We start from the raw sequence: 20,640 nt of genomic DNA on the forward strand, positions 1-20,640 counted from the left end.
AACATGTAATACAAAAAGCCCCGATTATTCGGGGCTTTTTATTGGAATTCACTTATTGAAAAGGCGGTATTTTTGCTACGTTTAAATTAAGATTCTTTTTATAAAAAATAAATGTGCCTAATAAAAATAGGCCAAGAAAACCAAAGTTTCGAGCTAAATCGAAGTACCAAACCGATTTACCAAGTAATAAATCAAGAATTAACATGAACCCCATAAATCTTGTATGCAAAATCAGACTCATCTTTATTTTTGGTTCGGGAGCAAAATATGTATTTCTATAACCCAACAGAATTGAGCCAAAAATAATAATAGTAACTAAAATAATGGTGGCAAGAGTTTCAGATAACCAAGAAGTCTCTATATGTAATAAACCAGCAATAGAGAAAAACCAAAGACAAATAAATAAGCTTCGTTTCACAAAATAATCATTCATTTTTATACGTCATTTATATACATCATTTTATAAATTATATAACGATTCTTATTTGTGAAAAATTATCATTTCAAATTAAATTTGAATTATTAATGGCTTCTAACAGTCGTTATTAGAAGCCTTATTATTCTATTACCCTTTCTTCACTAAGTAATGAAATTCTTTATGACCATTTTCATCTAAGCGCTCTTCTTGCAAAAGCAACTCATGGCCTAAATGCATACAAAATTTAGGAATATCCCACGAGGTCGAGTTGTCTGTTGCGAAGACTTCAACCACATCACCAGATTTAGATTTGCGGATGGCTTGATGCAACATCATGACAGGTTCAGGACAACGTAAACCACGTGTATTAATTTGGACAGTAGGTGAAATGGATTGTTCCGACATAACAAACTCGAACAAATAGAATTTTCACATTTTAGCATAAACAAATTACTGACCTGTTAACTGTAACTGGCTTTTACATAACAATATACGTTTTGTCTTTTAGCTGGTTTTATAGATGCATATGCATCTTTTCTTCGGTATGATTCAAAGTATTCATTTGATAGATTGAGTCTTTAGGAAAGATCATGCAAGAGGAACCAAGTCCATCGTGGGGAATGCGAGGCTTACGTAAATGGTTAGGTACAGCACCAGAAACCCGTGATGAATTATTAAAATTAGTCCAAAATTCACGCCGCTTTTTAGAACCAGATACTGTTGCCATGCTTGAAGGTGTTCTTGACCTTCCTGCTACAAAAATTCGTGAAGTCATGACACCACGTACAGCAATGATCAGTTTGCAAGAAGATGATCAGTTACTTGATATTCTTGATGTACTGGTCGAGTCTGCTCACTCACGCTTTCCAGTCTTCTCTTCTGATCAGCCTGATAATGTTGTCGGGATTTTGCTCGCAAAAGATTTGTTGCCATTTCTAACTGAACCGAATACCAAAGTCGATATTCGAGTCCTTATGCGTCAACCTTTATTTGTTCCAGAAAGTGCGCGTTCCGATCAGGTACTACGCATGCTGAAACATACTCAGACTCACATTGCGATTGTGATTGATGAATATGGTTCAACGGCTGGTCTTGTTACGCTTGAAGATATTCTTGAAGAAATCGTTGGCGAAATCGAAGATGAACATGACACTGCTGATGAAGATGCTCAGTACATTGTTCCTGACAATGACCATACGGTAGCAAATGCATGGATGGTGCAAGCACTTACACCAATTGAACATTTCAATACTGTTTTAGATGCTGATTTTTCTGACGATGAAGTAGAAACTGTCGGCGGTTTATTGCTTCAAGAGATTGGTCTGGTAAGTGATTTACAAGGTCAAACTGTTGAGCTTGGAAATTGGTTATTTACAATTGTTGAAGCAGATGCCCGCACTATTCATCTGATTCGAGCTGTACGTCAATGAGAGCATACTTTGAAAAGCTGTTAGATTCTTCGCAACAACAAAAACAGCTTCCTTTAATTTTTCCTTTACTCATTGCTTTATTTTCAGGTGCCGTATTCAGTTTTTCACTGGCACCTTATTATTGGTGGTGGTTGGCAATATTATCTCCAGCCCTACTCTATGCATCATTACATAAACGCTCAGCCAAACAAGCTTTTGCTATTGGCTGGAGTTATGGCTTTGGTTTATGGTTTGTGGGAGCTTTCTGGCTCTACACATCCATCCATGTATATGGCGATACCAATGCGTTTCTAAGCGTTTGTATGATTGCCATTATGGCCCTTGTGATGGGTCTGTTTACCGCATTTCAGACTTGGGTTTACCGACGTTTCTTCCCTGAAACACCACTGACTTTCGCACCACTCTGGATTGTTTTTGAGTGGGCAAAAACTTGGGTATTTACAGGTTTTCCATGGCTGTTTGTAGGTTACGCGTTTACCGAACGTTTACTCGATGGGTATGCGCCTCTATTCGGTATTTATGCAATTTCCTTTGTCGTCATTGTATTAGCCTGTGCTTTAGTTGAAGTTCTACGTAAGCGTATTTTTTGGATTATCCCTTCTGCCCTGTTAGTTTTAGGCGCGTGGGGAGCATCATATATACAGTTTGTAAAACCTAAAGCTGCCAAGCCGCTTAGTGTTTCACTCATTCAAGGTAACATTCCACAAGATTTAAAATGGCTAACCGAATATCAAGTTAGAACATTAGAAATTTATGCAGGTTTGACTCAATCTGAATGGGGCCGTGACTTAATTGTATGGCCTGAATCTTCAATTCCACTCTTCCAAACCGATATCGAACCGTTTTTGGATGCAATGGATGCACAAGCTAAAAAGAACCACACTGCATGGGTAACCGGAATTCCTTACTGGGATGTTACCAAATCACATGAAGTTGGTAGTCCACTGTATTACAACAGTATTATGGCTTCTGGAAGCGATGCCAGTGGTCTATATAAAAAGCAACGTCTTGTGCCTTTTGGTGAATATATTCCACTCTCAGGTTTACTGTCTTGGGTACTACCAGCCATGCAAAATGATATTAGCATGAGCGGTTTTACACGCGGTGAGAGGAACCAAAAACCACTTATGATTAAAGGGCACGCGCTTGCTGCTGCGATTTGTTATGAAGTGGCTTATCCGAACCTTACCCGACGTAATGCGGAAAACAGCGACTTCTTAGTGACTGTATCTAATGACGCTTGGTTTACTGGCACTGCTGGACCATTGCAACATTTACAAATGGTACAAATGCGAGCTAAAGAAAATGGCCGCTGGTTTATCCGTGCAACCAATACGGGTGTAACTGCCTTTATTGATCAAAATGGTCATATCACTGAACAAGCACCGATCGACAAAGAGTTTGTCTTGAGAGGCGATTTACCAGCCATGCAAGGTCAAACCCTTTATAACCGTTTAGGTGATTATCCAATTTTAGGATTTGCAGTATTACTGCTGGTGTTAGGTTGGGTTTATCGTCCACGTAAAGTTGACGTTTCTTTTAAATCCCGCCGCTAACTTACAATAACTTTGTACCCAGAGGCACTTCAAACTCTGGGATACAAAGTGCTACATCACCGTCTGCATTGTGAAATCCTGTTACCAAACATTCGGACTGAATAGGTCCGATTTGTTTTTTAGGGAAATTCACTACAGCAACCACCAACTTACCAACTAAATCTTGTGGCTGATAGAGTTTAGTAATCTGAGCACTCGATTTACGTACACCTAACTCTTCACCAAAATCTACATGCAAAATATAAGCAGGTTTACGTGCCTTTTCGAAAACTTCAGCTTCAATAATTTTACCCACGCGAAGCTCTACTTTAAAAAAATCATTCCACTCGATTTGTTCCATTTACTTTTTCTCATGTTCTTAAACATCTGATTTAAAGCATATAATATGTACAAATAAAGAAACACCCTCTTTTTATTTCCAGTTTTCAAAATTCGTGCTAAATTAAATCTGCTCATCAAAAAGCCGTAAACGTTTACGTCAATCAACGTGCCAACATACCTCCAACAATGCTTGGAGCTATTTGTTCAAAATATTTTTATATTTTTGAATGGCACTGGCGTTTGTTGGTTTACGGAGTCAAAAATGCAAAACTCAAAATCTTTGTTTAGTTTTAAAAAGCTTCCAAATCGCTATACATCTATCGTTTTACCCTTTCTTCTATCGATCATTATGACGTTTGTGGTTTCAATGATTAGTACATTACGAAGTTTGGGATTAGAAGAATTTTCCATTTATGTATGGATGTCTGCATGGGCTATTTCTTGGTTAATTGCTTTCCCAACGCTACTTTTCATCCTGCCTATCGTTCGTAAAATTACAGCAATGCTAGTGCAACAGCCTGCTTAAATTAAAAAAATAAAACGTAGATATTCAGTCTACGTTTTATCTAAAAATTTGGTTTTAAAATATTATTAAAAAGCGATCGATAATTGCAGAGATAAATATGCAACTAGACTCGATAAAAAGACCATCGGCACATAACGATAGGCTTTAAAAAGCAATTGCTCATATTTAGTGGATATTTGTTTAGCTTGCCAGACACTCGCTTTTAATGCAGTAAAGAAGCTCACCATTAACCATGCACTCACAATACTTAATGCAAAGAAACCAATCATGATTTGGCTACTTCCCTCGGTATTAAGCCATAGCTTTAAAAAAACTTCGGCAATCGGCAATAAACCCAAAATCAACAGGACAGACTTCAGCATTACCCAATGAAACTGAGTCAGTTCATCTACGATGAGAAATGCTTTCATTTAATCTCTCCTTTTAATGTAATAAAGTGCTTTTTATTTATTATGCAAAGCTTTTATTTAAATATATAGCTTATTTTCCTCTACATTTTAACTTTCTTGTAACTATTAAATATGGGAATAATTCTTATTATAAGTCTCAAATATAACTATTAACTTTATTTTATATTTTTCAAAAACTTACTATATTTTTGTGATTAAGAAAGATTATCAATTCGTATTTACCAGTTTATCTTTTTAACCGAATTGATAATCTACATTATATTTTCAATTAAGGTTGGTAATAAATATCTGCATCATTACCTTCACCGCCCTCTTTGCCGTCTGCACCAAACGAGTACAAATCAAAAGCTCGGCTATCTGCACCTGGAATTACATATTGAACATCATTTTTCCAACTATCTTTAGGATAACCACCTTTAACATATCCACCCGGCATCCAGTTTTTTGCTGTAGCAGGCTGATTCACTAAAGCATCTAGTCCACCTTCTTGCATTGTTGGGAAATGACCGTTATCGAGCTTGTACTGATCTAAAGCACCAGCTACACCTTTTAATGTAATTTGGGTTGTATCAATTTTAGCTTTTTCACTACGCCCCATGACATTTGGTACGATGAGCGCTGCTAACACGCCTAAAATTACAATCACAACCATAACTTCAATGAGGGTAAAGCCTGAGTGAGGATTAGCAAAGCGAAGCTTTGCCCGAACGCAAGATGGAGAGCTATGCTCGGAATGGCACGATTGTGCAATTTTTAAAGCTACACTTGAGGTATGTTTATCAGAACACTGCTCAAACTGATTTGAAACTGCAGATTCACTGTGTTGTTCCATCGCTGTTTCGCTTTGAATATTTTTTACTTTCATCATTATCTCTAATATCAAAGTTATTAAATCATATTGTTCATATTTACGATTGGCAGCATAACCGCGATTACAATAACCAGTACAATGCTTGCCATTAAAACCAGCATAAGCGGTTCAAGTAATGCCAGTAAGGTTGAAATAAATGTTGTAACCTCACGGTCTTGCATGGTCGATGCTCGTTCTAACATGCGGTCGAGCTCACCTGATGCCTCACCACTTCGAATCATTTGTACCATCATTGGTGGGAAATAACCACTGCGCTCAAGCTGCGTACCCAAGTTACCACCTTCTGTAACACGCTCAGCCGCATGAGCAATTGAATCGCGGATGACCCAGTTATTGGTCACTGCTGCACCAATTTTTAATGCGTCAACCAACGGCACGCCTGAACGGGTCAAAATAGATAAGGTACTAGCAAATCGGGCAGAATTAATACCACGTGACAGTTTACCGAATAATGGCAATTTGAGTGTTAATCGATCAAAAGCATAATGCCCAGCCGTTGTTTTTAAAAACCGTACAAATGCAACAATTCCCACAACTGCAAAAATAATAATAAACACCCACGCATGACGAATAAAATCGCTCGCTTTCATTAAAGCGACCGTAATCCACGGCAGTGCATCTTTGTTCTGATCAAATGTTTTAACAATTTCTGGCACAACAAAAGTCATTAAGCCCATGACAATAGCAAATGACATCAGCATTAAAATGATCGGGTAAATCATGGCGCCCTGAACTTTCTTTTGCATGGCAAAACGGTTTTCGGTGTAATCCGAGAGCTGATCTAAAATCAGATCTAAATGTCCAGAACGCTCACCTGCAGCAACTGTTGCAATATAGAGGTCCGGAAAACGTCCAGATTGCTGCATACCTTGAGCCAATGAGTGTCCTTCCATGACTCGCGAACGAACAGACGATAAAAGATTTTGCACATGCGCTTTTTCACTTTGCTTGCTCACCGCACGTAAAGCTTCTTCTAAAGGAATTGCGGCTGCAACCAAAACAGAAAGTTGTCTGGTCATGAGTGCCAAATCATAGGCACTGAACTTTTTTTGAAATAATCCCTGACTCTGATGTTTATCTTTTTGTTCAACAGGGTCAACGCTAATTGGTGTCCATGCTTTATCGCGTAATTGTTGGCGAATCTGGCGTGCTGAGTCTCCCTCAAGCACTCCTTTTTGCTGCTTCCCTGAAGCATCAATGGCAGTAAATTGATATGCAGGCATGGTAATGTTCTAATTTTCCAAAAATAATAGTCGCTGCTGTTGCATCTATGCTACGCAATCATTCATATTCATTCTATAGCCTGTGTAGAATACCCAAGTCCTCTTCACGACGCTATGCCGTTTTTTAAAATTGACGAAATGAGCCTCTATGACCATAACGCCAAAGCCTGATTCAGTTGTTTATCGTGTGCGTGTTGCCGTACCTGTGCATCTGTACGACACTTTTGACTATACACTCACCGAAGCACAATATGAACGGGCTCAAGTAGGCTCACGCGTCGCTATTTCATTTGGGCGACAAAACCTAATTGGTATCATCACTGAAAAAGTGAATCCACATGAACCATTTACAGGCAACTTTCAGCTTAAAGCCATTTCTGAACTTTTAGATGAACAACCTATTTTAGATGAACAAGTTTTAAGTTTATTGACATGGTCCGCACAATATTACCAATTTCCAGTTGGCGAGGTCATGCAAACCGCCCTTCCGGCTATACTACGTCAGGGCAAACCGATGGACGTTTTGTTCCATCTCTGGAAAATTACTCCATGCGACAATGTTGAAGCACTGCTTAAACGCTCAGTGAAGCAACAAGATGCTTATCAGATTTTAAAGTTACATCCTGCGGGAACAACAGAGAACATTCTCAATTTAAGTGGTGTAGAAACTGCAACACTTAAAGCACTAGAAAAGAAAGGTTTGGTTGAATGTACGCTTGAACCACACGACTTTAGCCCTACACCTGTTCAATTGGCACAAATGCCGCTCACGCTAAATGAAGACCAAAAGCAAGCAACCCAACAGGTTATTAAAGCACAGCATCAATACCAAGCATTTTTGCTAGATGGCTTAACAGGTAGTGGCAAAACCGAAGTTTATCTACACATCATGCACGAGGTGCTAAAGCAAGGTAAACAAGTACTGGTTTTGGTACCTGAAATTGGTTTAACTCCTCAAACCATTTCTCGTTTTAAGTCTCGTTTTAATTGTGATATTGCTTTATTGCATTCTGGCCTCAACGACTCCAAACGCTTACAAGCATGGCAACAGGCACAGACCGGAAAAGCATCTATTATTTTAGGGACACGCTCAGCGATCTATACACCGCTGCCACGTTTGGGCTTAATCATTTTAGATGAAGAGCACGACCTGTCTTATAAACAGCAAGAAGGCTTCCGTTACCATGCGCGTGATGTCGCACTGTACCGAGGGCACTTACAAAGCTGCCCTGTGATTTTAGGTTCGGCAACACCAAGTATTGATAGTTATTATTTGGTTGAAACTGGCAAGTTAACTTCACTGCAACTCAACAAACGTGCTGGACATGCACTTTTGCCAAAAATGCATTTAATTGACCTTAAAATTGTCAAAAAACAGCATGGAATTAGCCAACCTCTTATTGAACAAATCAAACATACATTAGCTAGAAAAGAACAGGTTTTAATCTTTTTAAACCGTCGTGGCTATGCACCTGTACTGGTCTGTGAAAGCTGTGGATGGCAAGCCAATTGTCCACATTGTGATGCACATTTTACTTTGCATACCCAACCTTATTCTTATTTACATTGCCACCACTGTGGAACCATTCATCGCTTACCGGATCATTGCCCTGAATGTCAGCAAAAAAGCTTAAAAACTTTAGGTGCAGGAACAGCTAAGGTCGAAGAACACTTACAAGAATTATTTCCAGAGCATGACGTGATTCGGGTTGATCGTGATAGTACGAGTCGTGTCGGAAGCTGGCAAAAAATCTATGATCGTATTCATCAAAACAAGCCAACAATTTTGCTCGGTACGCAAATGTTGGCAAAAGGTCACCATTTTCCACATGTGACTTTGGTTGCCATTTTAGATATTGATGCAGGGTTACTCAGCGTAGACATCCGTGCACCAGAACGTACTGCGCAATTGATTGTTCAAGTGGCTGGCCGTGCAGGCCGTGGTGAGCATAAAGGCCATGTTTATTTGCAAACATTAAGACCCGATCACCCACTCCTAACCACACTCATCGAAAAAGACTATCGCGCGGTTGCCAAACAAACATTGGCTGAACGTAAAGTTGCTTTGCTACCGCCTTATCGCTATGCCGTACTCATACGTGCAGAATCCAAAGATCGTGACTATACCTTACAATTTTTAAATGAAGCTGCCGAGCAACTTCGTCAAGTCGCTGGTGAAATTGTTGATATTTGGGGACCTATTCCAGCCCCTATGGAACGTAAAGCGGGACGCTATCGTGCACACATGGTGATTTTATCTGCCGACCGCGCTCGTCTACATTTTTACTTAAGACAATGGTGGTCTCAATTGGTTCATGCACCAAGACAGCATCAACTCAGGCTATCAATTGATGTTGATCCGCAAGAATTTAATTAGATGATTTGAATATCATGGTGTGAAGACGTCTTTTTCGTTTTACACTTAAAAGAGACTAATACATTCGAGGCAATGGATGTCATTCCTACTGCAAGCAACTATCTTTCTTGGAGCTTCTCTGATTTTAGTCCCTCTTGGCAAACGCCTAGGGATTGCAACAGTTTTAGGTTATTTATTTACAGGAATACTTCTGGGTCCTAGTGTTTTAAATATTGCTCATGACCCTGAAGCAATTATGGAACTTGCCGAATTCGGTGTCATTTTATTGATGTTCCTGATTGGCTTAGAATTAAGGCCACAGCGTTTGTGGGAAATGCGTGACTCTATTTTTGTAATGGGAAGTCTGCAAGTTCTTATTAGCGGTGGCGTTCTTATGCTGATCGTACTCTTCCTATTTCAACAGCAACTTGCTATCAGCTTTGTGATTGGTTTTGCGCTGGCACTGTCTTCTACAGCCTTTGTATTACAGCTTCTGACTGAAAAACAGCAACTCAACACGACCTATGGTCAGCAGTCTTTCTCAATTTTATTATTTCAAGATATAGCTGCGATTCCACTACTTGCAATTATTCCATTACTCGCAGGAACAGAGTCAACCCATCATGGGATCGCTTATTTTGCGGCTATCATCGCAACATTCACTGGTCTATTTCTATTTAGTCGTTATGTGATGCGTCCATTTTTCCGTTTTGTTGCCAAAAGTGGAGCAACTGAACTCATTACGGCGGTAGGATTATTTATTATTCTTGCTGTCGTTTTGCTGATGGATACGTTAGGTATTAGCACGACATTAGGTGCTTTCCTCACAGGCGTATTATTAGCAGATTCCGAATTTCGTCACGAAGTTGAAGCCAGTATTGCGCCGTTTAAAGGCCTACTACTTGGCTTATTCTTTATGACCGTGGGTATGACTACACAACTGTCACTATTGATTGAAATGCCGTGGCTTATTATTGGTGGAGCAATCGGCTTACTGGTCATTAAAACACTGATATTGACCGCCATTGCACGCTATAAAAAATACAGTTGGAATAACAGCCTACTATTAGGAACTTGTTTAGCTCAAGGCGGTGAGTTTGCTTTCGTTATTTTAAGCTTAGCTAAAAGTGAAAAGATTTTAACTCAAGCTTTATTAGAGCCTGTGACTCTTATTGTGACTTTGTCGATGGTACTCACACCAGTGATTTACTGGTTGATGGCATACAAGGTCATTCCGCTTTTTAATAAAGAACGCCCGCCTGAGTACGATGAAATTCCTCAGCAAGAAAACCCGATTATCATTGCTGGTTTTGGTCGGTTTGGACAAATTATTGCGCGTATTGCCCGCCTGCAACATCTAGGGTTTACCGCAATTGATAACAATCTTCATCAAGTCGACTTTGTCAGACGATATGGTGGATCACTTTATTATGGTGATGTGACCCAACCAGATTTACTACGCTCTGCGGGCATTGAAAAAGCCAAAGTATTTATTCTAGCGATTGATGATGTCGAAGATTCTATGAATGTGGCACGACATCTCAGATTAAATTATCCAAACTTAAAGTTATTGGCTCGTGCTCGTGACCGCCACCATGTACATCTTTTAAGAGATTTAGGAGTTGAATACATTTGGCGTGAGACGTATTTATCTTCATTAGGTATGGCTTATCGTGCCTTGCGAGAACTCGGTATCTCTGATGAACAGGCCTATAACAATATCGAAATCTTTCGGGATTATGATGAGAAATTGCTCATACAACAGCAAAGTATTTATACTGATGAACAGAAGATCTTTGAAACACATCGTAATGCTTTAGCCGAACTTGAACATCTATTTGAAAGTGATGCTCAACAGCAAGCCACGTCGAAACACGATGTGAATTTAAAGCGTCATTTACAGCCAAATCGCATCGACATTACACGAGATCATCTAGAATAACTTGAGATTTCGAAGAATGGCTATATTAAGGACTTATTCACATTGCCTAAATAATTGGACAATGGACACCAAGCTGTCCTTTGTCCTACTTGCGGCTTCGCTGCATTCCCTAAGCTTGATTAAAAAGAAATTGTTATAATCTGCTTAGGGCCCTGGAGAATATTATGTCTGATTTACGCCAACGCTTTTATATAGAGAACTTTCCAGTCCGTGGGGAAGTCGTTCATATAGAAGAAGCACTACAAACTATCTTAGCTCAACGTGACTATATGCCTGCCGTTAAAATTCTGCTAGGTGAAATGTTGAGTGCGACTGCATTACTTGCAAGTACATTAAAAATCAAAGGCCGTATCAGCTTGCAAATCCAGGCTAGCGGCACCTTTAAATGGGCAATGGCTGAATGTAATCATTTAGGTGAAGTTCGTGCTTTAGCCGATTATGAAACCGATCCACGCTTCATTGAAGCAACAGACAGCAGCACAGTTCTCGGCGCTTTAGTTAATCCCGTTTTATTTATCAATATTGAACCGGAATTTGGCGAGCGTTACCAAGGCATTGTACCTCTTGATCAGGCAAATTTAGCGGGTTGCCTCATGCAGTATTACGACTTATCTGCACAAATTCCAACTCGAATTGTGCTAGCGAGTACTGCTAAGCGCTCTGGTGGTTTACTCATTCAGCTTTTACCACGTCATGATGACGAAGAGCAAAAGTTGGTTGATGAAGATTTATGGCCACGCTTGACCATGTTAACCGAAACATTAAAAGCTGAAGAGCTCACCAATTTAGATGCAACCGAGATCTTATATCGTTTATATAACGAAGAAGAGGTCCGTTTACCAGAAATTGAAGCACTCAAATTCGGCTGTACATGTTCAAAAGATCGCTGTGCTAATGCGCTGATTCAAATTGGTGTAGATGCTGTTCATGAAACATTAGAAGACCAGAACCCTATTCGTATGGATTGTCAGTTCTGTAACACGCAATATACCTTTACCGCTGAAGAAGCTTTAGCACTATTCGGTGAACACTTGAGTTAGTAGTTAAACTTTCTAAAAAGGCGGTTATTCCGCCTTTTTATTTATCCTTATTTTTTTTGATGATCGTTTTCAATATCTTATTTTAAATAAGATAATATAAGATTACTTTATAGCCCAATAAGTAAGATTCTTATATTCCATGAATTATTTTGATTATTTTCTATTTATTTTTAGCGTCATTATTATGATTGCTACCCCCGGCCCTGTCATGATTTTAGTTGCCAGCGCTGGACTTAAAGGTGGATATAGAAAAGCACTTGAAACGATTTTTGGGACAAATTTAGCCTCACTTATTTTAATTTTTATTTCAGTACTCGTTTTAAAGGGAGTACTGAGTGTTAACGATAGTTATCTCAATATTATCCGTATCTTAGGCTGTCTATATATTGGATATTTAGGTTTCACTATTCTTAAAGAAGTCATTCAGGCACCTCACCCTGAAGCGATACAAACAGTTTCGGCACAAAATGGTGGCTTCAAAAAGGGCTTTTTTGTCGGAATCTCCAATCCTAAAGATATTATTTTTTTCTCGGCTTTCTTTCCGCAATTTGTTTCTATTACACCACAGCTCAACCTAAGTTTAACCATACTCACCCTGACATGGATTGTTTTAGACTTCTTAACTTTATCTCTGGTTTATGTATTTTTCCGCCGTCTTTCTAATAGCCATTTATATCCAAAAATATTAGGGCTTTGCGGCCTATTACTTCTATTGATTGCTATTTACGGCTTGTACCAAACTTTTATCTAAGTACTTTTATCTAAATAATGAAAGGTATAGTCCTACTCCATCTATACCTCTTTCTCTCAATTTTATTTTGTAATAGAACAACTCTTATACAATCTAGCTTATTGAAAACTCTAAAAATCGTTTCATAATGAAATAAACCACACCATCCTGATAAAACATTATGGCTAAAAATTATTATGAAGAATTAGGGGTTACACGCAAAGCCTCTGCTGATGAAATTAAGAAAGCTTATCGAAAATTAGCTCGTAAATATCATCCTGACATCAGCAAAGAAAAAGATGCCGAAGAAAAGATGCAGGCAATTAATGTTGCCTACGACACGTTAAGCAATGCAGAAAAAAAAGCTGAATATGACCAGTTATTAGATCATCCACAAGGTTTTAATAACTTTGGCCAGGGTGCTGCGCAAGGTGGTTTTGATGGAGCACAGTTTTATCGCCAAGGCTTTACAGGTGGTGAGCAAGCAGACTTTAGCGGTTTTGAAGATTTATTTGGTCGCTTTGGTGCAGGATTTGGTGGTGGTCAACAGCAACATCAGAGACAACAGCGTAGTTATCGCGGTGAAGATCAACATGCCAGCATAGAGGTCGATCTTGATATTGCCTATCATGGATCAACGCAACAAATTACCCTGCAAATTCCGACCGTGAATGCGTATGGCGAACCTGAAGTTCAACGTAAAACCCTTCAAGTCAAAATACCAAAAGGTATGAAAGAAGGTCAGCAAATCCGATTAAGTGGACAAGGACAAAGTGGTATCAATGGCGGTGCTAACGGCGATCTCTATATTGAAATCCAGTATAAAGATACAGACCGCGTTCATGTCGAAGGCAGTGATGTATATTTGACTGTAGATGTCGCTCCGTGGGAAGCAGCGTTAGGTCAAGGTATTGAAGTAAAAACACCAGCTGGATCTTTGCATGTCAATTTACCTCACAATGCAAAACAAGGACAACAGCTACGTTTAAAAGACAAAGGGATACCTAATAAAACACCAGGGCATTTATACTTAATCTTAAATATTGTATTTCCACCTGCACATTCTGAAAAAGAAAAACAAGCCTATCAGCAACTGGCTGAAGCCTTTGCTTCATTCGAACCTCGTTCATCTCATTAGGGAGCAAGATTATGACAACCATTCATTATCGAGAAATTGTATATGACGGCCATACCTTTAGTGCTGAGGTCGTTGATGAACAATCCACATTTGATCTACAACAATTCGCTCAAGCTTGTGGTCAAAGTCCAGACTGGATTATTCAGTTAATTGAATATGATATTTTATCGGTCAATACCGCACCTGAAACCCATCAGTTTATGGGCGAAGATGTCTCTCGTGCTCGTAAAGCTTATCGTCTACAACGTGACTTTGACGCAAGTTTGGCGGCAGTTGCAGTGATGTTAGATTTGATTGATGAAGTACAACAACTTAGAAAACAGTTGAAGCATTTTCATTAAGATTTTTTCTTCTAAATAATCTTTCACACAGGTATGAGCTAACGTGATGGGCGGCATGGATGCCGCCTTTTGGACTGCGGTAACATGGATGTACCGTCAGTCCAAGGAAGGGGTTTTGTTACTTTTGCCCAGTCAAAAGTAAGGATATGCCTAGACAATAAGTATCAAATTAATCCCTAAATTTGAGGCAGTACTAACAAATCAACTTTACTGATCTTTGAAAATCCCTATTACTTCAACCGAGTAATCTTCTCCACTTCCTTCAAAGTCTGCTTAATCGGTTCATATTCCAAAAACCAAAATAAATTCATCCGATCTTGACGATGCTGTTGGGCCAATAAATCAATGACACTTCGTTCACCACGTCCAACTAAATGCTGTCGATAAAAATAGTACAACAGAAAAATCGTACTAAGCAGCATGACCCCGAGCATAATCCAGAAACCAACTGGCGATTTAAGACCTGGAATAAACTCAAAATTCATTCCATAAATACCAGTTAAAAGGGTAAGAGGTGCAAAAACGGCGGTGATAATTGCAAGAATCCGCATGTTTTCATTGGTCTGGTTCGCAATGGCTGAAAAATGCAGATCAATTGCAGACTGAATGGCGCTGCGCAACCGTAATGTATGTTTTTGAATACGTTCAACATGACTCATTAAATCATTTAAACGTACCAGTAAAATATCTTGTGAATTGTGGATATGCTTGCCAATCACGTGGTGGTAATTTTCTACGATTTCATCTCTAAACTCTTGCAAGCTTTCAATTTGCTCCTCGCATAGATTTTCCACTTGCTGAAATGCCATATTCTCATGAAATAGTTGATGCCATTGCTTAAAACGACGATTACCCTGAAGCAATTGCTGTTGCCAATGCTCGACTCTTCTCGTCAATGGCGAGCGGATATCAAGATAGCCATCAATCATACTGTTTAACAACCGTAATGATAAATCGATCGGTGAATTTGGCAATTTACGGGTTTTATTTTGCTCTTCTAAAGTTCTACATAAAATGTTATCAAGACGTTGAATATAATTTTCAATCGACTTGTTTCCCGGCTCACGCACACTAATCAGCACATCTGGTGTCAAAATAAAGCTAATTGGTGTAGTCGCCAAACCAAAAACACTGTCTTGGGATTCAGCAGGTTTAATTTCATCATCAGGCGTAACCAGCTTTTTAAAAATCAGTAAGTCATATTCTTCAAGCGTGTCAAAGGCGCAAGGATGTTCAATATTCGAGATATCCCGCATATGAAACTCATTAATAACTACGCCTGAAAGCTTTTGAATCTCTTGTTGCCATTCTTCATTATGATTGACCACATCCGTTCTGAGACTATCAATCCAGAAAAACTCTAGAACATGTTCACTATGCTGTTCACGGCTTAAAAAGACATAGCCGTCACTTTGATGGCGATAAAAGTAATAAACCTGCATACCACAACGATCTGTTTTTGTATTACTTGCATCATGCCATAAAAAAAGTCCGCATCAAGCGGACTTTTTCATGTCACTAGAGCAATTATGCTTGTTCAATGTCTTTCATAGTCAATTTAATACGACCACGATTATCAACATCAGCAACTTGTACTTTCACTTCCTGACCTTCTTTAAGAACATCAGTTACGTTCGCAATACGTTCATTTGAAATTTGCGAAATGTGAAGAAGACCATCAGTACCCGGCATGATGTTTACAAACGCACCGAATTCTACAATACGGATTACTTTACCGTCATAGATCTTACCTGGTTCAACTTCAGCAGTAAGTGCTTGAATTTTTGCAATCGCAGCACGAGCAGCAGCTTTAGTTTCACCAAATACACGAACTGTACCATTGTCTTCAATATCAATTGCAGCTTTAGTTTCTTCAGTAATGGCACGAATCGTTGCACCGCCTTTACCAATAACATCACGGATCTTGTCTGGATTGATGTTAATGACTTCAAATGTCGGTGCATGAGCGCTGATTTCAGGACGAGCACGTGAAATGACTTTATTCATTTCGTTAAGGATGTGCATACGACCAGCAAATGCTTGGTTTAATGCAACTTCCATAATTTCTTCAGTAATACCTTCAATCTTGATGTCCATTTGAAGTGCAGTAATACCGTTTGCAGAACCTGCTACTTTAAAGTCCATATCACCTAAGTGATCTTCGTCACCCAAGATGTCAGAAAGTACTGCAAAACGCTCACCTTCTTTCACTAAGCCCATTGCGATACCAGCAACTGGTGCTTTAAGTGGAACACCCGCATCCATAAGTGATAATGATGCACCACATACAGAAGCCATTGAAGATGAACCGTTAGATTCAGTAATGTCAGATACAATACGAATCACATACGGGAAGCGGTCAGCAGCAGGAAGAACTGCTTGAACACCACGACGTGCTAAACGGCCATGACCAATTTCACGACGTTTAGGACCAGATTCACGACCTGTTTCACCTACAGAATATGCAGGGAAGTTGTAGTGCAACATGAAGTTGTCAGTTTTCGTACCTGACAATGTATCAACCATTAATGCATCACGAGTATTACCCAAAGTTGTTGTTACCAACGCCTGAGTTTCACCACGTGTAAACAATGCAGAACCGTGAGCGCGATCTAATACGCCAACTTGAACGTCGATACCACGAACAGTTTTAGTATCACGACCATCAATACGTGGCTTACCTGACAAGATGTTGTCACGTACTGTACGGTATTTAAGGTCTTCAAATAATTCATTTACTTCGTCAGCAATACCAGTTTCGTCATTTTCAGGAACGAACTGTGCTACAGCTTCTGCATAAAGTGCATCAAGTGCTGCATAACGATCTTGCTTAACTGCAATCGTATATGCTTCAGAAATTTTAGCTTCGAAAGCTGCTTTTAATTGCTCAAGAAGTGCTTCATTTTTGCTTGGAGCAACCCAAGTTGATTCAACTGCACCAGCAGCAGCAGCAAATTCTTTAATTGCTTGAATAGCGATTTGCATTTCGTCATGACCGAAAAGCACAGCACCAAGCATTTGGTCTTCTGAAAGCTCTTTAGCTTCAGATTCAACCATCAACACAGCAGATTCTGTACCAGCAACCACAAGGTCAAGATCACTTTCTTTCAACTGTTCAAAGTTCGGGTTAAGAACATATTCACCGTTGATCAAACCAACACGTGCGCCACCGATTGGACCACGGAAAGGAGTACCAGCAATAGACAATGCTGCTGATGTACCAAGCATTGCTGCAATATCAGCATCCATAGTTTTGTCAGAAGAAACAACTGTTGCTGTTACTTGGATTTCGTTGAAGTAACCTTCTGGGAACAATGGACGAATTGGACGGTCAATAAGACGTGAAATTAAAGTTTCAGCTTCAGAAGCACGGCCTTCACGCTTACCGTAACCACCAGGGATACGACCAGCTGCATATTGTTTTTCTTGATAGTTAACTGTTAACGGGAAGAAGTCCTGACCCGCTTTTGCTTTAGGTTGAGCAACTACTGCAACTAAAACAGTTACGCCACCCATTGTAACTAAAACTGTATTTGCTTGACGTGCAACGCGGCCCGTTTCTAAAACGACTTGATGTTGACCGAATTGGAATTCTTTACGAACAATATTAAACATTGACATGTATTGTATTTTCCTAATTTTATTCTAGTGAGACCCCTAAGGTTTGGCATTCAGACTACACCGATTGGTAGATAAATGACAAAGCTTAGAAGCCATCACACTAGACCAAAAATTTTAAATAATGTTAAAAGTTAAACGCAAAGAAGGAGCGCACAAGCGCCCCTTCTAAAAATCACTTAATCTAAAATTAAGTGAAACTCTCTTTTCAGCGATCAAGCATTGCGACATGCGAAATAGCGAAAACAAAGTGAAAATCGAATTAACGACGTAAACCTAAAGCACCGATCAAAGCAGTGTAACGACCGTGGTCTTTACCATTTAAATAGTCAAGCAATTTACGACGTTGGTTAACCATACGAATCAAACCACGACGGCTATGATGGTCGTGTTTGTGAGCTTTAAAGTGACCTTGTAAATCATTGATTTGAGCAGTCAATAAAGCTACTTGTACTTCTGGTGAACCAGTGTCATTTTCAGCGCGAGCAAATTTAGCAATGATCTCTGCGCGGTCTGCATTAGTTAAAGCCATTCGATTTCTCCGAGATGCTTAAAAAAGTAAACGATATGAATCAGTTGAGGCAACTGACTGCCGTGCATCACTACAGCAAGTCGCCTATTTTAAGGTATCTATGGGTGGATTGCAAAATAGTTTTCAGTAACTTGTCATTTTAGACACTGACATGAGCATATTAACCCTGCACACTACCCTTGAATAAAAAGAAAGAAGCGCGAGGGACGTGTGAAAATTTTTTCAACCAACACTTGTCCAGTACCGGACAATATTGAGCAAGTTATTCGTCGTAAAGATGAAGTTGCTGCTGAACAGGGTGGAATGACTGAGCGCCAGATTCAAAAAATCTGGAACAGTGTAGAAGCATTATATAAAACCGGAAATTATCCACTCATTACTTTTTGTCTACGTCGACAAGGTAAAATTTTGCTGAACCGGAGCATTGGATATGCTCAGGGGAACTCTCCAGCAGGACTACAAGAGAATGCCTTGATTGCGACTCCAGATACACCTGTTTGCCTGTTTTCAGCATCAAAGATGATCACCGCCATGTTAATTCATCTATTAGATGAAAAAGGTGAAATCAATTTGCTTGATCCTGTGAGCTACTATATTCCGGAATATGGCGTAAATGGTAAACGCCGTGCGACTATCTTTCATTTATTAGCACATCGTGGTGGCATTCCCTATATAGACGGCGATGTCACACCAGAATTACTCTTCGATAAAGATCAAATTTTAAAACGTTTATATGCTGCCAAACCTGTGTCTCCTGCTGGTAACCACCTTGCCTATCATGCTGTTACAGCGGGTTATATTTTAGGAGAAGTAATTGAGCGGGTGACTGGGCAAGATTTACGTGAATTTGTGCATCAAACTATCGAAAAACCGATGGGAATGCCTTATTTCAACTATGGTTTAAAACCAGAGTACCGCTCAGAGGTTGCTTTAAATTGTGCAACGGGCCTACACCCTCGCCTTGGTACAGACCACTACCTGAACCATGTGTTAGGTGGAGGGTTGCAACTTGCAGTTGATGTCACTAACGACAACCGTTTTATGGACACAATTTGCCCAGCCGGAAATATCTACACCAGCGCAGAACAAGCTGGACGTTTCTTTGAAATGCTTTTAAGTGGAGGAAGCTATGGCGGTCAGCAAATCTTCAGTGAGAAAACGATTTTTAGGGCCACACTGCCGACCACAGGCGTTAACATTGATCGTACTTTATTAATTCCAATGCGCTATGCCTTAGGACCAATGTTAGGTAGTAACCCTGTAGGTCTTTTTGGTCCAATGACAGGACAAGCTTTTGGTCATTTAGGGTTCTCTAATATTTTATGTTGGGCCGACCCTGAAAGAGATATTAGTGTGTCTCTGTTAACAACGGGCAAATCTGTAGTGGGAACACACCTTCCTGCTTTAGCCAACGTGCTTTATCAGATTTCAACGCAATGTCCCCGCATCCCTAGAGATCAACGCCGATCTTTGTTTGGTAGTGATTCACACGAAACTAACTTAGTGTAAAAGCAAATAAAAAACCCAAGCATTTCTGCTTGGGTTTTTTGCGCTGTAGTTTTTGTTTATCGTGTTATTTCTGTTTTTATTATCGTTGGTGAGATGCTAGTCACATCCTTCTTGTTGTTTTAACTCACTTCCAGTGTCTTTGTTTCTATTTCCTTATGTGATGTATTGTGACACATCCAATTATGAAGAAAAGTAGTATTTTTCTTATCATCATGTAAGTAAAAACGTACAGGTCTGTATAATATTTAGTAAATAACCATTTTTAACATTTAACGTACAGTTCTGTATAACATATAACTTAACAATTCACAGGAAAAATGGCTGTTTAAAAATCATATTACAGATAAATATATTGATATTATTGATATAAATTTTCAAAAGAAAACATACTAAATAGAGGTCTAAAAACAGATCTTTTTGATAATTTTTTAGAAGTAAATTAAAACGAGAATATAAAAAAGCCCTGTAGTCTCTCCCAAAACTACAAGGCTTAGCGGCTGTAAGTTTCCTCTTTATACACCTACGTCATTGTAAGTTCGCAGTCTCTCGACTTAAGCTATTATTATTGTGCGATTTTGCCCGACATTCCTTGCCAAGCTCGTTGTGTGTTTATAATCTCAAAAACGTGGAGTGTACTCTAGCAGCAAATATCTCGAATCTATGTAAGCTTTTTCTTACA

19 protein-coding genes and 1 pseudogene are annotated in these 20,640 nt (G+C 39.3%); 10 read left to right on the forward strand and 10 right to left on the reverse strand.

Going from position 1 to position 20,640, the window contains the following annotated elements:
- Positions 1-52: 52 nt before the first annotated feature.
- On the reverse strand, positions 53-433 hold the full coding sequence (locus MKL38_RS09185) for a hypothetical protein (RefSeq protein WP_270903107.1): 381 nt from the start codon (positions 431-433) through the stop codon (positions 53-55).
- 132 nt (positions 434-565) lie between these two features.
- Positions 566-823 carry a sulfurtransferase TusA gene (gene tusA / locus MKL38_RS09190; RefSeq protein ID WP_005037115.1) on the reverse strand — a complete coding sequence of 86 codons (258 nt, stop codon included), beginning with the start codon at positions 821-823 and terminating at the stop codon, positions 566-568.
- A 185-nt stretch (positions 824-1,008) separates the two neighbouring features.
- On the opposite strand from tusA, the gene MKL38_RS09195 reads away from it, so the two are divergent.
- Positions 1,009-1,848, forward strand: a complete 840-nt coding sequence (locus MKL38_RS09195; RefSeq protein ID WP_004794939.1) for an HlyC/CorC family transporter — start codon at positions 1,009-1,011, stop codon at positions 1,846-1,848.
- The gene (gene lnt / locus MKL38_RS09200) at positions 1,845-3,404 is read left to right on the forward strand and encodes an apolipoprotein N-acyltransferase (protein WP_270903108.1); all 1,560 of its coding nucleotides are present in this window, start codon (positions 1,845-1,847) and stop codon (positions 3,402-3,404) included. The genes MKL38_RS09195 and lnt overlap by 4 nt, the downstream gene beginning before the upstream one ends.
- A gap of 1 nt (position 3,405) precedes the next feature.
- On the opposite strand, the gene MKL38_RS09205 is transcribed toward lnt, so the two are convergent.
- On the reverse strand, positions 3,406-3,744 hold the full coding sequence (locus MKL38_RS09205) for a tRNA-binding protein (protein WP_270903109.1): 339 nt from the start codon (positions 3,742-3,744) through the stop codon (positions 3,406-3,408).
- A 243-nt stretch (positions 3,745-3,987) separates the two neighbouring features.
- On the opposite strand from MKL38_RS09205, the gene MKL38_RS09210 reads away from it, so the two are divergent.
- Positions 3,988-4,251, forward strand: a complete 264-nt coding sequence (locus tag MKL38_RS09210) for a DUF2798 domain-containing protein (protein ID WP_003654645.1) — start codon at positions 3,988-3,990, stop codon at positions 4,249-4,251.
- Positions 4,252-4,316: 65 nt separating this feature from the next.
- Here the strand turns inward: MKL38_RS09210 and MKL38_RS09215 are convergent, their stop codons facing one another.
- The 4 genes and pseudogenes from MKL38_RS09215 to gspF form a co-directional block, all read right to left on the reverse strand.
- Positions 4,317-4,661 carry a hypothetical protein gene (locus tag MKL38_RS09215; RefSeq protein ID WP_003654643.1) on the reverse strand — a complete coding sequence of 115 codons (345 nt, stop codon included), beginning with the start codon at positions 4,659-4,661 and terminating at the stop codon, positions 4,317-4,319.
- Positions 4,662-4,929: 268 nt separating this feature from the next.
- Positions 4,930-5,412, reverse strand: coding sequence for a type II secretion system major pseudopilin GspG (gene gspG / locus MKL38_RS09220; protein WP_406565099.1), 483 nt, complete (start codon positions 5,410-5,412; stop codon positions 4,930-4,932).
- Between the two features lie 35 nt (positions 5,413-5,447).
- A pseudogene (locus MKL38_RS19280) lies at positions 5,448-5,526 on the reverse strand (type II secretion system major pseudopilin GspG); the annotation flags it as partial.
- Between the two features lie 23 nt (positions 5,527-5,549).
- The gene (gene gspF / locus MKL38_RS09225) at positions 5,550-6,755 is read right to left on the reverse strand and encodes a type II secretion system inner membrane protein GspF (RefSeq protein WP_005045048.1); all 1,206 of its coding nucleotides are present in this window, start codon (positions 6,753-6,755) and stop codon (positions 5,550-5,552) included.
- 148 nt (positions 6,756-6,903) lie between these two features.
- On the opposite strand from gspF, the gene MKL38_RS09230 reads away from it, so the two are divergent.
- The 6 genes from MKL38_RS09230 (at position 6,904) to MKL38_RS09255 (ending at position 14,302) form a co-directional block, all read left to right on the forward strand.
- The gene (locus tag MKL38_RS09230; protein ID WP_270903110.1) at positions 6,904-9,132 is read left to right on the forward strand and encodes a primosomal protein N'; all 2,229 of its coding nucleotides are present in this window, start codon (positions 6,904-6,906) and stop codon (positions 9,130-9,132) included.
- A 76-nt stretch (positions 9,133-9,208) separates the two neighbouring features.
- Entirely contained in the window at positions 9,209-11,053 is a 1,845-nt protein-coding gene (locus MKL38_RS09235) for a monovalent cation:proton antiporter-2 (CPA2) family protein (protein WP_270903111.1), read from the forward strand.
- Positions 11,054-11,217: 164 nt separating this feature from the next.
- Positions 11,218-12,093, forward strand: coding sequence for an Hsp33 family molecular chaperone HslO (hslO, locus tag MKL38_RS09240; protein ID WP_270903112.1), 876 nt, complete (start codon positions 11,218-11,220; stop codon positions 12,091-12,093).
- Between the two features lie 139 nt (positions 12,094-12,232).
- Positions 12,233-12,844 carry a LysE family translocator gene (locus tag MKL38_RS09245; RefSeq protein WP_045436893.1) on the forward strand — a complete coding sequence of 204 codons (612 nt, stop codon included), beginning with the start codon at positions 12,233-12,235 and terminating at the stop codon, positions 12,842-12,844.
- 160 nt (positions 12,845-13,004) lie between these two features.
- A complete protein-coding gene (locus MKL38_RS09250) occupies positions 13,005-13,961 on the forward strand; it encodes a DnaJ C-terminal domain-containing protein (protein WP_080026218.1) in 957 nt (318 codons plus the stop codon).
- A gap of 11 nt (positions 13,962-13,972) precedes the next feature.
- On the forward strand, positions 13,973-14,302 hold the full coding sequence (locus tag MKL38_RS09255; protein ID WP_045436891.1) for a chaperone modulator CbpM: 330 nt from the start codon (positions 13,973-13,975) through the stop codon (positions 14,300-14,302).
- Positions 14,303-14,532: 230 nt separating this feature from the next.
- On the opposite strand, the gene MKL38_RS09260 is transcribed toward MKL38_RS09255, so the two are convergent.
- The 3 genes from MKL38_RS09260 to rpsO all read right to left on the reverse strand — a co-directional run bounded on the left by MKL38_RS09260 (position 14,533) and on the right by rpsO (position 18,452).
- Entirely contained in the window at positions 14,533-15,744 is a 1,212-nt protein-coding gene (locus MKL38_RS09260) for a magnesium transporter CorA family protein (RefSeq protein ID WP_270903113.1), read from the reverse strand.
- An 85-nt stretch (positions 15,745-15,829) separates the two neighbouring features.
- Positions 15,830-17,917 (reverse strand): polyribonucleotide nucleotidyltransferase, encoded by a 2,088-nt coding sequence (gene pnp / locus MKL38_RS09265; protein WP_231763418.1) that lies wholly within the window; start codon positions 17,915-17,917, stop codon positions 15,830-15,832.
- Positions 17,918-18,182: 265 nt separating this feature from the next.
- On the reverse strand, positions 18,183-18,452 hold the full coding sequence (gene rpsO / locus MKL38_RS09270; RefSeq protein WP_002114951.1) for a 30S ribosomal protein S15: 270 nt from the start codon (positions 18,450-18,452) through the stop codon (positions 18,183-18,185).
- A gap of 210 nt (positions 18,453-18,662) precedes the next feature.
- Between rpsO and MKL38_RS09275 the strand changes: the two genes are divergently transcribed.
- Positions 18,663-19,961, forward strand: coding sequence for a serine hydrolase domain-containing protein (locus MKL38_RS09275; protein ID WP_209831471.1), 1,299 nt, complete (start codon positions 18,663-18,665; stop codon positions 19,959-19,961).
- The last annotated feature ends 679 nt before the right edge of the window (positions 19,962-20,640 follow it).

This window comes from Acinetobacter sp. AOR14_HL (assembly GCF_027855175.1).
GTDB classification, from domain to species: domain Bacteria; phylum Pseudomonadota; class Gammaproteobacteria; order Pseudomonadales; family Moraxellaceae; genus Acinetobacter; species Acinetobacter calcoaceticus.

Excerpts from the sequence above, each read along its gene's own strand:
- gspF (WP_005045048.1), bottom strand. The coding sequence starts at position 6,755 with ATGCCTGCATATCAATTTACTGCCATTGATGCTTCAGGGAAGCAGCAA.
- MKL38_RS09260 (WP_270903113.1), bottom strand. The coding sequence starts at position 15,744 with ATGCAGGTTTATTACTTTTATCGCCATCAAAGTGACGGCTATGTCTTT.
- MKL38_RS09205 (WP_270903109.1), bottom strand. The coding sequence starts at position 3,744 with ATGGAACAAATCGAGTGGAATGATTTTTTTAAAGTAGAGCTTCGCGTG.
- MKL38_RS09185 (WP_270903107.1), bottom strand. The coding sequence starts at position 433 with ATGAATGATTATTTTGTGAAACGAAGCTTATTTATTTGTCTTTGGTTT.
- pnp (WP_231763418.1), bottom strand. The coding sequence starts at position 17,917 with ATGTTTAATATTGTTCGTAAAGAATTCCAATTCGGTCAACATCAAGTC.
- hslO (WP_270903112.1), top strand. The coding sequence starts at position 11,218 with ATGTCTGATTTACGCCAACGCTTTTATATAGAGAACTTTCCAGTCCGT.
- MKL38_RS09245 (WP_045436893.1), top strand. The coding sequence starts at position 12,233 with ATGAATTATTTTGATTATTTTCTATTTATTTTTAGCGTCATTATTATG.
- MKL38_RS09255 (WP_045436891.1), top strand. The coding sequence starts at position 13,973 with ATGACAACCATTCATTATCGAGAAATTGTATATGACGGCCATACCTTT.
- tusA (WP_005037115.1), bottom strand. The coding sequence starts at position 823 with ATGTCGGAACAATCCATTTCACCTACTGTCCAAATTAATACACGTGGT.
- MKL38_RS09215 (WP_003654643.1), bottom strand. The coding sequence starts at position 4,661 with ATGAAAGCATTTCTCATCGTAGATGAACTGACTCAGTTTCATTGGGTA.
- MKL38_RS09235 (WP_270903111.1), top strand. The coding sequence starts at position 9,209 with ATGTCATTCCTACTGCAAGCAACTATCTTTCTTGGAGCTTCTCTGATT.
- MKL38_RS09195 (WP_004794939.1), top strand. The coding sequence starts at position 1,009 with ATGCAAGAGGAACCAAGTCCATCGTGGGGAATGCGAGGCTTACGTAAA.
- MKL38_RS09230 (WP_270903110.1), top strand. The coding sequence starts at position 6,904 with ATGACCATAACGCCAAAGCCTGATTCAGTTGTTTATCGTGTGCGTGTT.
- lnt (WP_270903108.1), top strand. The coding sequence starts at position 1,845 with ATGAGAGCATACTTTGAAAAGCTGTTAGATTCTTCGCAACAACAAAAA.
- MKL38_RS09250 (WP_080026218.1), top strand. The coding sequence starts at position 13,005 with ATGGCTAAAAATTATTATGAAGAATTAGGGGTTACACGCAAAGCCTCT.
- rpsO (WP_002114951.1), bottom strand. The coding sequence starts at position 18,452 with ATGGCTTTAACTAATGCAGACCGCGCAGAGATCATTGCTAAATTTGCT.
- MKL38_RS09210 (WP_003654645.1), top strand. The coding sequence starts at position 3,988 with ATGCAAAACTCAAAATCTTTGTTTAGTTTTAAAAAGCTTCCAAATCGC.